This is a genomic window from Paraburkholderia aromaticivorans, assembly GCF_002278075.1.
GTDB classification, from domain to species: domain Bacteria; phylum Pseudomonadota; class Gammaproteobacteria; order Burkholderiales; family Burkholderiaceae; genus Paraburkholderia; species Paraburkholderia aromaticivorans.
The window spans coordinates 889,677-902,766 of sequence record NZ_CP022990.1 but is presented as its reverse complement, the minus strand read 5'-3'; the positions used below and the strand labels follow the sequence as shown (position 1 = coordinate 902,766).

General features: G+C 65.2%; 13 protein-coding genes and 2 pseudogenes. 11 read left to right on the top strand and 4 right to left on the bottom strand.

Annotated features, from left to right (window positions below):
* The first annotated feature begins 10 nt into the window (after window positions 1–10).
* The 8 genes from CJU94_RS23755 (at window position 11) to CJU94_RS23720 (ending at window position 8,169) form a co-directional block, all read left to right on the top strand.
* Window positions 11–2,419 carry a xanthine dehydrogenase family protein molybdopterin-binding subunit gene (locus CJU94_RS23755; protein WP_095421121.1) on the top strand — a complete coding sequence of 803 codons (2,409 nt, stop codon included), beginning with the start codon at window positions 11–13 and terminating at the stop codon, window positions 2,417–2,419.
* The gene (locus CJU94_RS23750) at window positions 2,416–3,252 is read left to right on the top strand and encodes an FAD binding domain-containing protein (RefSeq protein WP_095421120.1); all 837 of its coding nucleotides are present in this window, start codon (window positions 2,416–2,418) and stop codon (window positions 3,250–3,252) included. Before CJU94_RS23755 ends, CJU94_RS23750 begins: the two co-directional genes overlap by 4 nt.
* Window positions 3,249–3,770, top strand: coding sequence for a (2Fe-2S)-binding protein (locus CJU94_RS23745; protein WP_095421119.1), 522 nt, complete (start codon window positions 3,249–3,251; stop codon window positions 3,768–3,770). Before CJU94_RS23750 ends, CJU94_RS23745 begins: the two co-directional genes overlap by 4 nt.
* 25 nt (window positions 3,771–3,795) lie before the next feature.
* Window positions 3,796–4,479, top strand: a complete 684-nt coding sequence (locus tag CJU94_RS23740) for an SRPBCC family protein (protein WP_095421118.1) — start codon at window positions 3,796–3,798, stop codon at window positions 4,477–4,479.
* A gap of 3 nt (window positions 4,480–4,482) precedes the next feature.
* Window positions 4,483–5,664 (top strand): YlbE family protein, encoded by a 1,182-nt coding sequence (locus CJU94_RS23735; RefSeq protein ID WP_095421117.1) that lies wholly within the window; start codon window positions 4,483–4,485, stop codon window positions 5,662–5,664.
* A complete protein-coding gene (gene hpxZ / locus CJU94_RS23730; protein WP_095421116.1) occupies window positions 5,661–6,050 on the top strand; it encodes an oxalurate catabolism protein HpxZ in 390 nt (129 codons plus the stop codon). Before CJU94_RS23735 ends, hpxZ begins: the two co-directional genes overlap by 4 nt.
* A complete protein-coding gene (locus CJU94_RS23725; RefSeq protein ID WP_095421115.1) occupies window positions 6,047–7,264 on the top strand; it encodes an amidase in 1,218 nt (405 codons plus the stop codon). Before hpxZ ends, CJU94_RS23725 begins: the two co-directional genes overlap by 4 nt.
* A gap of 74 nt (window positions 7,265–7,338) precedes the next feature.
* Complete coding sequence (locus tag CJU94_RS23720; protein WP_095421114.1) at window positions 7,339–8,169, top strand: phytanoyl-CoA dioxygenase family protein; 831 nt, start codon at window positions 7,339–7,341, stop codon at window positions 8,167–8,169.
* Window positions 8,170–8,285: 116 nt separating this feature from the next.
* On the opposite strand, the gene CJU94_RS23715 is transcribed toward CJU94_RS23720, so the two are convergent.
* Genes CJU94_RS23715 through CJU94_RS23700 form a run of 4 tightly spaced genes read right to left on the bottom strand, consistent with a single transcriptional unit; the run spans window position 8,286 to window position 11,376 of the window.
* Window positions 8,286–9,188: an amino acid ABC transporter ATP-binding protein gene (locus CJU94_RS23715; protein ID WP_095421113.1), complete on the bottom strand. Its 903-nt coding sequence runs from the start codon at window positions 9,186–9,188 to the stop codon at window positions 8,286–8,288.
* Window positions 9,185–9,844, bottom strand: a complete 660-nt coding sequence (locus CJU94_RS23710; protein WP_095421112.1) for an amino acid ABC transporter permease — start codon at window positions 9,842–9,844, stop codon at window positions 9,185–9,187. The genes CJU94_RS23715 and CJU94_RS23710 overlap by 4 nt, the downstream gene beginning before the upstream one ends.
* Window positions 9,841–10,485 carry an amino acid ABC transporter permease gene (locus CJU94_RS23705; protein WP_095421111.1) on the bottom strand — a complete coding sequence of 215 codons (645 nt, stop codon included), beginning with the start codon at window positions 10,483–10,485 and terminating at the stop codon, window positions 9,841–9,843. The genes CJU94_RS23710 and CJU94_RS23705 overlap by 4 nt, the downstream gene beginning before the upstream one ends.
* A gap of 21 nt (window positions 10,486–10,506) precedes the next feature.
* Complete coding sequence (locus CJU94_RS23700; protein WP_095421110.1) at window positions 10,507–11,376, bottom strand: transporter substrate-binding domain-containing protein; 870 nt, start codon at window positions 11,374–11,376, stop codon at window positions 10,507–10,509.
* A 430-nt stretch (window positions 11,377–11,806) separates the two neighbouring features.
* Here CJU94_RS23700 and CJU94_RS23695 point away from each other — a divergent pair, with 430 nt between their 5' ends.
* The 3 genes and pseudogenes from CJU94_RS23695 to CJU94_RS42540 form a co-directional block, all read left to right on the top strand.
* On the top strand, window positions 11,807–12,376 hold the full coding sequence (locus tag CJU94_RS23695; protein WP_095421109.1) for a MarR family winged helix-turn-helix transcriptional regulator: 570 nt from the start codon (window positions 11,807–11,809) through the stop codon (window positions 12,374–12,376).
* Window positions 12,377–12,595: 219 nt separating this feature from the next.
* Window positions 12,596–12,766: pseudogene (locus CJU94_RS42545) on the top strand (hypothetical protein); the annotation flags it as partial.
* Between the two features lie 42 nt (window positions 12,767–12,808).
* Window positions 12,809–13,040, top strand: a pseudogene (locus tag CJU94_RS42540) (alcohol dehydrogenase); the annotation flags it as partial.
* Between the last annotated feature and the right edge of the window lie 50 nt (window positions 13,041–13,090).

Sequence of the window (13,090 nt, the reverse complement as noted above, 5' to 3'; positions counted from 1 at the left end):
GCCCGACACGATGATCAAACGTCCGCCGAAACACAGCGACGTCAACAGGCCGCAAGGCATCGGCGCATCGCTGGCGCGCAAGGAAGACGAGCGCTTCATGCACGGACGCGGCGAATACGTGCCCAACATCCGCATGGTCGGCATGGTCGATGTGGCATTCGTGCGCAGCCCGATCGCGCATGGGCATATTGTCGGCATCGAGAAGCCGCAAGCGTTCGCGAACGCGATCTATACGCTCGCCGATCTCGAAAGCGTGCGGCCCATCGTCGCGAATTCGGCGCTGCCGGGTTTCAAGAGTTCGCAGCAGCCCGTGCTCGCGAGCGGCAAGGTGCGCCAGGTGGGCGAGCCGATCGCGATGTGCGTGGCCGCGACGCGCGCGGCAGCGGAAGACATCGCCGCGCAGGTGTTCGTCGATTTCGAGGAACTGCCCGCCGTGGTCGACATGCTCGATGCGCGCCGCGAAGGCTCGCCGCTCGTGCATGAGCACTGGGGCGACAACGTTTTCCTGGAAACGTTCGTCGATGCGAGACCCGAGGTCGACCTCGACGCGATTCGCCGCGATGCGCCGATCCGCGTGCGTCGCAAGCTGCGCACCGCGCGTCAGAGCATGGCACCGATGGAAGGGCGCGGCGTGGTCGCGCACTGGGATCGCAGACTCTCGCAACTGATCGTGCACACGTCGGCGCAGATGCCGCACATCACGCGCACCGGGCTCGCGGAGTGTCTGGGCCTCGACGAAGGCCAGGTGCGCGTGATCGCGCCGGACGTCGGCGGCGGCTTCGGCTACAAGGGCATTCTGCTGCCCGAGGAAGTGTGCTGCGGCTGGCTCGCCATGCAGCTGGAACGGCCCGTGCGCTGGATCGAGGATCGGCGCGAGCAGCTTACGGCAAACGCCAACTGCCGCGAACACGATTACGACATCACCGGCTACGCGGATAGCGACGGCCGCCTGCTGGCGATCGATTGCGAGGCGCATGTCGATTCGGGCGCGTATTCGTCGTATCCGTTCTCCGCGTGTCTGGAAGCGGCGCAGGTGGGCAGCATTCTGCCGGGGCCGTACAAGATGGAACGATTCCGTTGCCGCACGTGGTCGGTCGCGACCAACAAGCCACCGATCCTGCCGTATCGCGGTGTCGCGCGAACCGGCGTGTGCTATGCGATCGAAACCATCATGGACGCGATCGCGGTGGAAGCGGGCATCGAGCCCTACGAAGTGCGCCTGCGCAGTCTCGTCGGGCCGCACGAAATGCCGTACGACAACATTACGAACAAGCACTTCGACAGCGGCGACTATCCCGAAGCGGTGCGCCGCGCCATGGCCGCGATCGATCTGCCCGCCGTGCGCGCGCGCCAGCGTCGCGGCGAGCCGGACGGACGGCGTATTGGCTTCGGCATGTCGGTCTTCTGCGAGCAGGGCGCGCACGGCACGTCGGTGTATCACGGCTGGGGCATTCCGATGGTGCCGGGCCGCGAGCCCGCTGTGATTCGCCTCACGCCCGACGGCGTGCTCGAAGTGCGCGCGGGCGTGCACTCGCACGGCCAGAGCATGGAGACCACGCTCGCGCAGATCGCGCACGAGGTGCTGGGCATCGATACGGACCGCGTGCGCATCGTGCTCGGCGACACGGGCGTCACGCCGTATTCCACCGGCACGTGGGGCTCGCGTTCCATCGTGATGGCGGGCGGCGCGGTGGGCCGCGCGTCGAAAGAGCTGAAAGAGCGCTTGATGAAGATCGGCGCGCATCTGCTCGGCGAGCCGTTGAGCGAGGTGCGCTGGGAGAATGGCGCGGTCGTCGGCAAGGACGCGCGCCGCACGCTGAAGGACATGGCGCGCACGTGGTATCTCGCGCCGCAACTGCTGCCGCACGATGTCGATCCGCGCGGTCTTGAAGTGTCGACGTCGTATCAGGCGAAACGCGATTCGGGCACCTTCAGCTACGCGTGTCACGCGGTGGTCGTCGCGGTCGATCCCGCGCTCGGTCAGACCGAGATTCTCGACTACGCGATCGTCGAGGACGGCGGCGTGCTGATCAATCCGATGGTGGTCGACGGTCAGGTGTATGGCGGCGCGGCGCAAGGCATCGGCACGGCGCTCTACGAGGCGATGCCGTATAGCGAGGACGGCCAGCCGCTCGCCTCGACACTCGCGGACTACATCCTGCCCGGCGCGACCGAGGTGCCTGCAATCCGCATCGACCACATGGAAACGCCCGCGCCTTATACGGAGTTCGGCCAGAAGGGCATCGGTGAAAGCGGCGCGATCGGACCGCCCGCCGCGATCGCCAATGCCGTGAACGATGCGCTGCGCGGACTCGGCGTGCGCATCGATCAGTTGCCGATCACGCCGCGCCTGATCGTCGAAGCGCTCGCGCAGCAGCGTGAAACGCAAACGAGCGCGCTCAAAGGAATGACCGCATGAAGGCCGCCACCTACGACTACGCAAAGCCGCTCGCCTGCGATGAAGCGATCGCGCTCGTCACGCCCACCGATGGCATGGCCAAGTTCGTGTCCGGCAGCCAGTCGCTCGGGCCGATGATGAACCTGCGTCTCGCGCAGCCGGAGATGCTCGTGGATCTGCGCGGCATCGCGGCGTTGCGCGCATGCGGCATCGAAGACGAGGTCGTCACGCTCGGCGCGTGTATCACGCACGCGGAAATCGAGGACGGCAAGATCGAAACCGGCACGCGCGGACTAATGCCATATGTCGCGCGCGGCATCGCGTATCGCGCGGTGCGCAATCGCGGCACGCTCGGCGGCAGTCTCGCGCATGCCGATCCCGCCGCCGACTGGATCAACACGATGCGCGCGCTCGATGCGCAGTGTCTGGTGGCGGGCGCGAACGGCGCGCGCGTCGTCGCCAGTAGCGACTGGATGTCCGGCGCGTTCACCACGTCGCTCGAACCCGACGAGATACTCACCGGCGTGCGCTTCAAGCGTCTTTCGGCCGATGCGCGCTGGAGCTACTACAAGTTCAATCGCAAGCCGGGCGAGTTCGCGGAAGCGATCGCCGTGTTCATCGACGACGCGGCGCGGGGCGTGTGCCGCGCGGTGATCGGCGCAATTGACGGGCCGCCGTATGCGATCGACGACGCCCGCACGCTCATCGACGACGCCGACCCGCACACGCACGCCTACGATGCGCATCTCGAAGCGGCGGGCGTCGAAGCGGGGACATACGAACATCAGGTGCATCGCGTCGCGCTCATGCGCGCGGCGGCGATCATTCGCAATCAGGGCGGAAACGCATCATGAGCGACGCATTCATCAAGACGATCGAACTCGTCGTCAATCAATCGAAGGTCGTGGATCGCGTGGAGCCGCGCACGAGTCTCGCGGATTTTCTGCGCGAACAGCGCATGCTGTGCGGGACCAACATTGGCTGCGAGCAGGGCGTGTGCGGCGCGTGCACGATCGACGTGGACGGCGTGCCGACGCGCTCGTGCATCACGCCCGCAATCAGTTGCGCGGGCAGCACGGTGCGTTCCATCGAAGGCTTCGACGACGACGCCACCATGAACGAGCTGCGCGCGGCCTTCACGGCGGAACACGCCCTGCAATGCGGCTACTGTACGCCGGGCATGTTGATGACGGCGCGCGACATCGTCACTCGCTTGCCCGATGCCGACGACGCACGCGTGCGTCTGGAATTGTCCGGCAATCTATGCCGTTGCACGGGCTATGTGGGCATCGTGCGCGCGATCCGACGCGTGCTCGATGCGCGACGCGACCGTGCGGCGACGCCGCTCGCATCGGTTGCGGTGACGGCCTGAACCATCGACTACGGACCTATACGCAATGGAAATCGAACAAAGCTTCGCCGTGCCGTATCCGCGCGACGCCGTGTGGGCGCGCTTTCACGATACGCCCGGGGTTGTCGCGTGCCTGCCGGGCGCGTCGCTCACGGCACCGGTCGAGAACGGCCTGCTCAAGCTGGCAATGACGGTCAAGCTCGGGCCGATTGTCGCGTCTTTTGCGGGCGACGGCGAGATGAAGCTCGACGATGAGCAGTATCGCGGCAGTATTTCGGGGACAGGCGTAGATCGCAAGAGCTCATCGCGCGTGAAGGGCGTGGCGTCGTTTTCGCTCGAAGCGGTGACGGCGAGCGAGACGCGCGTCGACGTGAAGGTGGATTACACGATCGGCGGCAGCCTCGCGCAATTCTCGCGCGGCGGCATCGTCAAGGAACTGGCGACGCGCATGACGGAAGCGTTCGCGGGGAGTCTGCGGGCGAAGCTCGACGAGGCGGGACCGGTGAGCGTTGCCGGTGTGGAACCGCCCGTGGCTGAGCCGACGCTTGAGCCAGCTGTCGCGAGGCCTTCTGTCGTCGAAGCGGTGCCGGCGTCCGCGCCGCAGCCGCGCGTCGAACCGCGACCCGCGCTGCGTACTCAACCGAAGAACGCGCCGCTCGACCTGGGCAATCTGTTCTGGAAGATGCTGTGGTCGCGCTTGCGCGGCGTCTTCAGCTTCGGGAGCCGCTGAACCATGCACGCGGATGCCAATGCGCTGGCGCTGAGCCGGATTCACGCGGTGCGTCCGCGATGGAGCGGCGTCGTCACGGCGCGCGAAGCGGTCGAGCTGCCCGAATTCACCCTGCTTCATGCGGGACCGCCGTTCGACGATGCGGGCAAGCCATCGGCGCCGGTGCTGTCTTCCGCCGTGTTGTGCTGCCTGTACGAAGGCTGGGCGAAAGATGAAGCGCACGCCGAACGTTTGATCGCGCAGGGCGAAGTGCGGCTTGAGAGCGCGCAAGCGTACGGCGTGGTGACGCCGCTTGCCGCCGTGATCTCGCCGCGCACGACGCTGGTCGAAGTAACGGATGCGAACGATCACGAGTCGCGCGCATGGTCGCTGCTCGGCAGCGGCGCGGGTCCGCAGATTCGCTTCGGCGGCCGCGACGGGCGCATCGTCGAACGACTGAAGTGGCGTGACGACGTGCTCGCGCCTGCTTTGAGCGACGCGCTGGCGCAAGGGCCGATCGATCTCTTCCCACTCGCGCAAACCGGTATCGATGGCGGCGACGATCTGCACGCGCGCACGACGAGCGCAAGCGCCGCGTTGCGCACGCTGCTCGCGCCGCGAGTCGATCATGCGGATATCGACGCGATGCTCGCGCAAACGCCACTGTTTTTTCTTACGCTGTGGATGGCCGCTTGCAAGTTGATGCTTGCGGCGGCATCGGCATCGGCATCGACGCTCGTGGTGGCGTTGGCGGGCAACGGCGAGCGCGTGGGCATTCGGCTTGCGGGTTCGCCGTCGCATTGGTTCACCGCTGAAGCGGGTGCGCCACACGGTCCACGCCTCGATCCGCAGCAGCACGCCCTCGCGGCGCGGCTCACCGGCGACAGCGGTGTGATCGACGCGGCGGGCTTCGGCGCGCAAGCGCTCGCATTCGCGGCTGAACCTGCGCAAGCCTTCGAAGCGTATCTGCCCGCCGGCTGGCGCGAGAAGCAGCCGCGCATCCACACGGAACCGCATCCGTCATTCCAACGCTTGCCCGGTGTGCTCGATGCCGCGCGCGTCGTCGAGCAAGGCATTGCGCCGCTGGCCGCCATCGCGATGATCGGCGCCGACGGCCGCGCGGGTTTGCTCGGACGCGGCCTTTACAGCGCGCCGCGCGAACTGTTCGAACGCGCGGTGAAAAACTTCCCGGCCGACCAGGCATGACTCCCGAAACGATCAACGATCCGGCGACGCGCGCCGCCGTCGAGGCCGCCTTTGAAGAATACGAGCGGGCGCTCACGACCAATGACGTAGCCGTGCTCGACACGCTCTTCTGGAACAGCCCGCACACGCTGCGCTACGGCGCGACGGAAAACCTGCAAGGCTATGACGCGATCCGCGAGTTTCGCGCAATGCGTCCGGGCAAGGGCCTGATGCGCACGATCATCGATCGCTCGGTGACGACGTTCGGCACGGACTTCGCCGTCGCCAACATCACGTTCTCGCGTCAAGGCGAGGCGCGCGCCGGACGTCAGTCGCAGACGTGGGCGCGCATCGACGGTCAATGGCGCGTCGTGGCCGCGCATGTCAGCTGGATGGATCCGTCATGACGGGAAATGAGTTGCTTCAACCAGGCCTGCACGGAGCATTCGTCGCCGACGGATTCGATGCATTGCCCGCCGCCGCGTTGCTGCCGCGCACGGGCACGAGGCTGGTGGGCCGCAGCCTCGCCGTGAAGGATGTGTTCGATATCGCGGGGCTACGCACAGGCAGCGGGAACCCCGCCTGGCGCGCCGGGCAGCCGGTTGCCGCGCGCACCGCGCTGGCGGTTCGCGCGTTGCTCGAAGAAGGCGCCGATTGGATCGGCAAGACCGTCACCGATGAACTGACCTACAGCCTCGCCGGCGTGAACGCGCATTACGGCACACCCGTGAACCCCGCGGACCCGGCGCGTATTCCGGGCGGCTCGTCCTCGGGATCGGCAGTGGCGGTCGCGGCGCAATACGCGGATATCGCCATGGGTACCGATTGCGGCGGCTCGGTGCGTTTGCCCGCGAGCTACTGCGGCATCTGGGGTATGCGCGCGACGCACGGCCGCATCGCGGGGGACGGCTGTCTCACGCTTGCGCACAGCTTCGATACGGTGGGCTGGTTCGCGCGCGATGCGCGCACGCTCGCGGACGTGTTCGAAGTTCTGGCGCGCAGTGTCGTTGGCGGGGAGGATGAACCGTTTACGCTGCACGTCCCGCGCAACATGCTCGCATGCGCGGACGAGGACGTCGCGACGCGTTTCGAAGCATCGCTGCAAGCGCTCGGCGACAACCTGTCGTTCGTTTCGCCGGCTGCGTCGCTCGCGCAGTGGGCACAGGCGTTTCGCGTGCTTCAGGCGGCGGAAATCGCGCAACGTTACGGACCCTGGGCACGCGAGCATGCATCGAGCTTCGGTGCCGATGTGGGCGCGCGTTTCGCGGCGAGCCTGAGCATCACGCGCGAGCAGGTCGCGGATGCGCAACGTGTGCGCGTCGAAGCGAACCGCGCGATGGCCGAAGCGCTCGCGCCGGGTACCTACTGGCTCGTGCCGACGGTGCCCGGCGTCGCGCCGCGCGCCGATGCTTCGGCGCAAGCGGTCGATCACACGCGCGCGCGTTCACAGCAGATGCTGTGTGTCGCGGGCCTCGCGGGTCTGCCGCAAGTGAGCATGCCGTGGACGAGGTTCGACGGCGCGCCCGTCGGCATCTCGGTGATCGGTGGGCGCGGCACCGACGAAGGCGTGTTGCGTGTCGCGCGCACAGTGCATGAAGCGATGCGCCAGTCGCTGCGATGAAGCTTTCCGCCTGGCATTGCCTGGCGAATTGTTGAGAAACCACTCTCCGATCGAACCACTCCGAAGGAACGTTCATGACGAAGCACTTGACCGAAGACCAGGTAGCGCATTTCAAGCAACACGGCTACATCTATCCGATGCGCGCGATCGGCGCGGCGCAGGCGGCGGAGTATAGACGCGTGATCGAGCAATATGAGGCGACCTCCGGCGAGGACGTCAACAGGACCTTGAAAATCAAGGGGCATCTCGCCTTGCCCGCGATCGTCGAGCTTGGGCGCCATCCGGCTATTCTCGATGCGGTCGAGGATCTGATCGGACCGGACATCATGCTGTTCGGCGCGTCGATCTTCGCGAAGAACGGGCGTGATCCGCGCTACGTGTCGTGGCATCAGGACTCGACGTACTTCGGCCTTACGCCGCACGAGGAGGTGACCGTTTGGGTCGCGCTCACGCCGGCGAATTCGGTGAACGGCGTGCTGCGCGTGCTGCCCGGCTCGCACAGCGGCCCGGATCTGAAGCACGTGGAGACGTATGCGGCGGACAACATGCTCGCGAAGGGGCAGACGCTCGTCGGCATCGACGAGAACCTCGCGGTGGAAATGCCACTGCAGCCCGGCGAATTCTCGATGCATCACGAACGCACCGCGCACAGCTCGTTGCCGAACCGCTCGGACGACCGGCGCATCGGCTTCGCGTTCTTCTATGTGCCGGCGCACGTCAAGTCGACCACGGGCCGCCGCCGCGCGACGCTGGTGCGCGGCGTCGACCGCTTCGATCACTGGGACCCGGACACACTCCCCGAATACGATTGCGATCCGCGCTCGATGAGCGAACTGAAGGCGACCTGGGGTAAGTATAAGGATGGCGAAGTGAAGCAGGCGGCGGACATGGTCGCGCCGCAGTGACGGACCACGCATGCGTCGGTTGCATTGACATGACGCATGCGTCCACCGAGAACCCGCTTGCGTTGGCAACGGCAGGAAGACGCTCATCAACTCGATGAGCGTCTTTGTGTCACGCATTAATCAGGCAGCTCCGAAGGCTGTTTCCATTCGTCGTCTGCCAGATGCGGCGCGCGGAAGCGCGCGAGGAACTGCCGCGCGCGCGGAGTCTGCGGCGCGCTGAAGAACTGCTCGGGATGTGCGGTCTCGATCACCTGGCCCGCATCCATGAATACGACGCGACTCGCCACCTGCCGCGCGAACTCCATTTCGTGCGTGACGATCACCATCGTCGCGCCTTCCTGGGCGAGCAGGCGCATCACGTTCAGCACCTCGCCTACGAGCATCGGATCGAGCGCGCTGGTCGGTTCGTCAAAGAGCAGGATATCCGGGTTCATCGCGAGCGCACGGGCGATGCCCACACGCTGCTTCTGCCCGCCCGACAGACGCGACGGGAACGCATCCATCTTGCCCGCCAGTCCGACGCGTTCGAGCAGACGCTCGGCTTGCGCGCGCACTTCGTCGCGCGGACGCTTCAACACATACAAGGGCGCTTCCATCACGTTCTGCAGCACGGTCAGATGCGGCCAAAGCGCAAAGTGCTGAAACACCATGCCGATGCGCGCGCGCGAACGGGCGAGCTCGGCATCGCGCAGCTTGATCGCCGAGCCTTCGCGCACGCCCATACGCTGATTCGACACGTAGACCGTGCCCGCATCGGGAATCTCCAGCCAGTTCACGCAGCGCAGAAGCGTGGACTTGCCGCAACCGGACGGCCCGAGCAGGCACACCGTTTCGCCCTTGTGCACGGTGAGCGACACATCGCGCAGCACGTGGTTCTCGCCGAACGACTTCGAAATGCCGTTGAGTTGCAGGACCGTGTCCGCCACGGGGCGCGCCGCCTGGCCGGCGACGCCGGCCGAAGGCGCGGCGGCATCGGCGGCGAGCCTGATGGTGGGCGGGACGTCATTCGAAAGATTCATGCTCTGCGTTCCTCGGCAAATCTCGACAGGATTCCGCTGCCGCCTTCGATCACGAGACAGATGGCCCAGTACAGCAGCACGGCCGTGGCGAACGCGGCGAACGGAATGAAATAGGTGGCCTGAATGCCGTTCATTTGATGCGTCAGTTCGCCGACCGCGATCACCGTGAGGAACGCGCTGTCCTTCACGATCTGCACAAGCTGATTGCCGATCATGGGCAATGCGACGGTAAAGACCTGCGGCAGGATGATGCGGCGAACCAGGCTGAAGCCATGAAAGCCGTACGCGGACGCCGCTTCGATCATCGGCGTCGGCAGGCCGGCCCATGCGCCGCGTAACAGTTCGGCCATGTAGGCGGTGTTGTAGAGAATCAGCGCGATCGCGCCGGCCCACCAGTTCGACAGGCGAATGCCCGCGGTGGGCAGGCCGAAGTAGATCAGATAGACGAACAGCAGAAACGGCGCACAGCGCATCGCATCGACATAAAGCGTTGCGATCCGAGCGATGGCGGGGCGCCTGGACATGAGCGCGGGCGCGAGCAATGCGCCGAAGAAGAGCGACGCGACGGCGGCGACCGCAAGCAGCCCGAGCGTGTCGAGGAGGCCCGAAAGCACGTCCGCGCGTTGTTGCCAGACGATCATGAAATGGTCGATCATGGACGTGCCTCCAGCGGCTGCCGCCGCTCGATCATGCGTTGCGCCCGGATCAGCACGAACACGATCAGCCCATACAGTACGAGTGCGAAGACGAAAGGCGGGAGCGGATCGTACGTGCGCGCGCCGACGCGCAGCGCGGCGCGCGTGATCTCGACGATGCCGATCACCGCGACGGCGGGCGTCGATTTGATCTGCAAAGTCATTTCGTTCACGAGGCCCGGCAGGCTCGCGCGCCAGATCTGCGGCAGCGCGATGCGGCGAAAGCGCAGCGCGCGCGGCATTGCGAAGGCGAGGGCGGCGTCGTACTGGTCGCGCGGAAAATTCATCAGCGCGGCACGCCAGATTTCGCAATTGAAGGCGGCGGTGCTGATAGTGAGCGCGAGAATCGCAGCGGGCGTCGGGTCCAGCGAGATGCCGAACTGCGGCAGCGCGAAGAATATCAGCAAGGTGAGCGTCACCGCGGGGCACGAGCGAATCAGGCTCACGTATGCGATCACGACACGATTCAGAAACGGCACGCGCGCCCAGCGTATCAGCGCGAGACCGAGGCCCAGCGGCACGCCGAGCACGATGCTGGAGACCGACAGAACCACGGTCGCCAGCGCGCCCTGAGTGATGCTCCAGTAGTCGAAGGCGTTCATCGATGAGCGATTAGATAGACATCAGTTGACCGACGGCGGCATGTCTTTGTAGGTCGCGCCGAGCCACTTCTGCTGGAGCTGGTACATCTCGCCGCTCTTGCGCAGTTCGAGCAGCGCGGTATCGACCATTTTCAGCACGTCGCTGTTGCCCTTCTTCACGGCCCACGCGATGTAGGTCGGTTTGCCGATTGCCTGGCCGACAACGAAGGTATCCGGCCGCGTCTTCACGAGGGAGTTCAGGCTGATCTGCGTGTTGGCCACGGCATCGACGCGCCCGAGCCCCAGATCCTGATAGGCCTCCGGATAGGACTGATATTCGACAATCTGCTTGAGGCCGTTGCCGCCATGCTTCTTCTTCAGTTCCTCGTTGAAGAGCTTGAGGTCCGCGAGCATCGCACTGCCGGTTTCCGCGCCGACCACCTTGCCTACCAGGTCGTCCGGACTCTTGATCGTCGAGCCCTTCTTGACCGCATAGAACGTGACGGCCTCGCAGGTCGGCGACGCGAAATCGAAAGTCTTCTTGCGTTCGTCCGTGACGAGCACGGCGGTCAGCGCCATGTCGTACTTGCCCGTCGTCACGCCGGGAAGAATGCCGGACCAGGGCATGACCTGCTGCTTCACGTCGACGCCGATTTTCTTGCGCACGAGCGCGAGCAGATCGTTGTCGTAGCCGGTGTTCTTGCCGTCGGCGACGAATTCGAACGGGGTGTAGTCGTCCTCGGTCGCGACGCTCAGATAGCCGCGTGCCTTGATTTCTTCGGCGCTCGCCGCATGCGCGACATGGCTCACGCTAATGGCGGCGACTAGCGCGAACGCGCACGTGCGCAGGAACGTGACGACGCCGCGCTGCTTCGACTGGCGCAAATCGCTGCGGTTGAGACGGACTGACATGAAAAGCCCCCCTTCGTGGTGGTTACGTCGGCGCACAACGCTTCGAATGCACGCGAACGATGGATGACGGTTGTCGAATCGAAAATTCGTTTGGGTACTGACGATTCGTCGTTCGAATATGCAAGGGGTATGCCAACGACCTGCCAGGTCGCAGGTTGTTGGCTGATGGGAAGAGCAGAGCGCGGGATACCGGCGAGGAAAAAGCGTGGTGCACCACATATGTTTTAAAAGCGATTGAATCGTGCATTGACGCACCGACTTGCGGCATACCTCAGAATTGCGCATGGTTCGGTGGCAAGGCGCGTGGCTCACGGGCCCGACCTTTTTTCGGCGGCGCTCCTAAGCGTGCGCATGAATACGCTGTATGCTGATGATCGTCGCGCGTGACGCGTGAATGACCCGTATCTATCGCAAGAGGAACCCTTTGTTCATGGACGCGCCAACAACCCGCACAAGCGCAGACGAACCCGAACTCGTAGCGGACCCGGTACTGGCATGGCGCAACACAGCGCTCAATGAACGGCCGGGTTTCCTCATACGGCGCTTGCATCAGATCCACGTTGCGCTGTTCATGGAGGAGTGCGCGCCCGAAGGCATCACGCCGGTGCAGTACAGCATTCTCACTGCGCTCGAACAGCTGGGGCCTTCGGAGCAGGTTGTTCTTTCGCGGGCGGTGGGACTCGATCGCGCGAATACGGCCGACGTGATCACTCGCCTTGGGCAGCGGCGTTTCGTACACAGCCGCGTCTCACGCGCGGATCGGCGCAAGAAGGTCGCGGAACTGACGGAAGTCGGACATGCGCTTCTGGACCGTCTCGAATCGCGCGTGGCCCGTGCGCACGAGCGAACCATTGCTGCGTTGCCACCCGATGAGCGAGCGACCTTCCTGCGGCATTTGCTTCTGCTGGTCGATACGAACAACGAACTCAGTCGCACTCCTGTAACGCGCACACCCTCCGGTTCTGATGGGCCGCTCAAAGACGGGGCGATCGACGTGTAGTGTGACGCTTGCGGGCGCGAGATCGAAGCGCTCGATCATTGCGGCCATGGCGCGCAGCGGGTGGGAGACTGGCCCCTGCTTCCACGAGCGGTGGTGCAATGACTTCAGAGGGATCGCATGGGGCCGTGTGCCGAAACAGAGCCGACGTCCATTGCCTGACTGGCAGCCGGACATGGCGCCGAAAAAGATGGCGTAAGCCGAGCGCTTCACTGGCGGGCAGTGTGGGCGGCAAATCTGCGAAGCGGGTTCGATCGACTCGCGTTCGTCTCTTTCACGGAGGAGCAAAGCAATGCGCCCCTGGAACTGGTCGAACGGGAGGTGCCGGAACCAGGTGCCGGACAGGTGCTCATCAAGATCCAGGCGTGCGGTATCTGCCACAGTGACGTGTTGACCAAAGAGGGACAGTGGCCGGGCCAGGAATATCCGCGGGTGCTCTCGGAAGAGCCCGTCGAAGTGCCGATCGCGCAGTTCATCATGGGGCGAAATTCGGTGCAGGGCTGGCGTCGGGCACGTCGGCGGATTCTCAGGACACGCTCGCTTTCAGCGCGCTATCCGGAATCAAACCGATGATCGAGGAATTCTCACTCACGCAAGCGGCCGAAGCCTACGACCGGATGATGAGCGACGCGCACGGTTCAGGGTGGTGCTCAACACGCGGCGTTAGCTTACGGCGGTACGGCGGCCAACCGGGCCGAGGCCTTCAGGTCGGCGCGC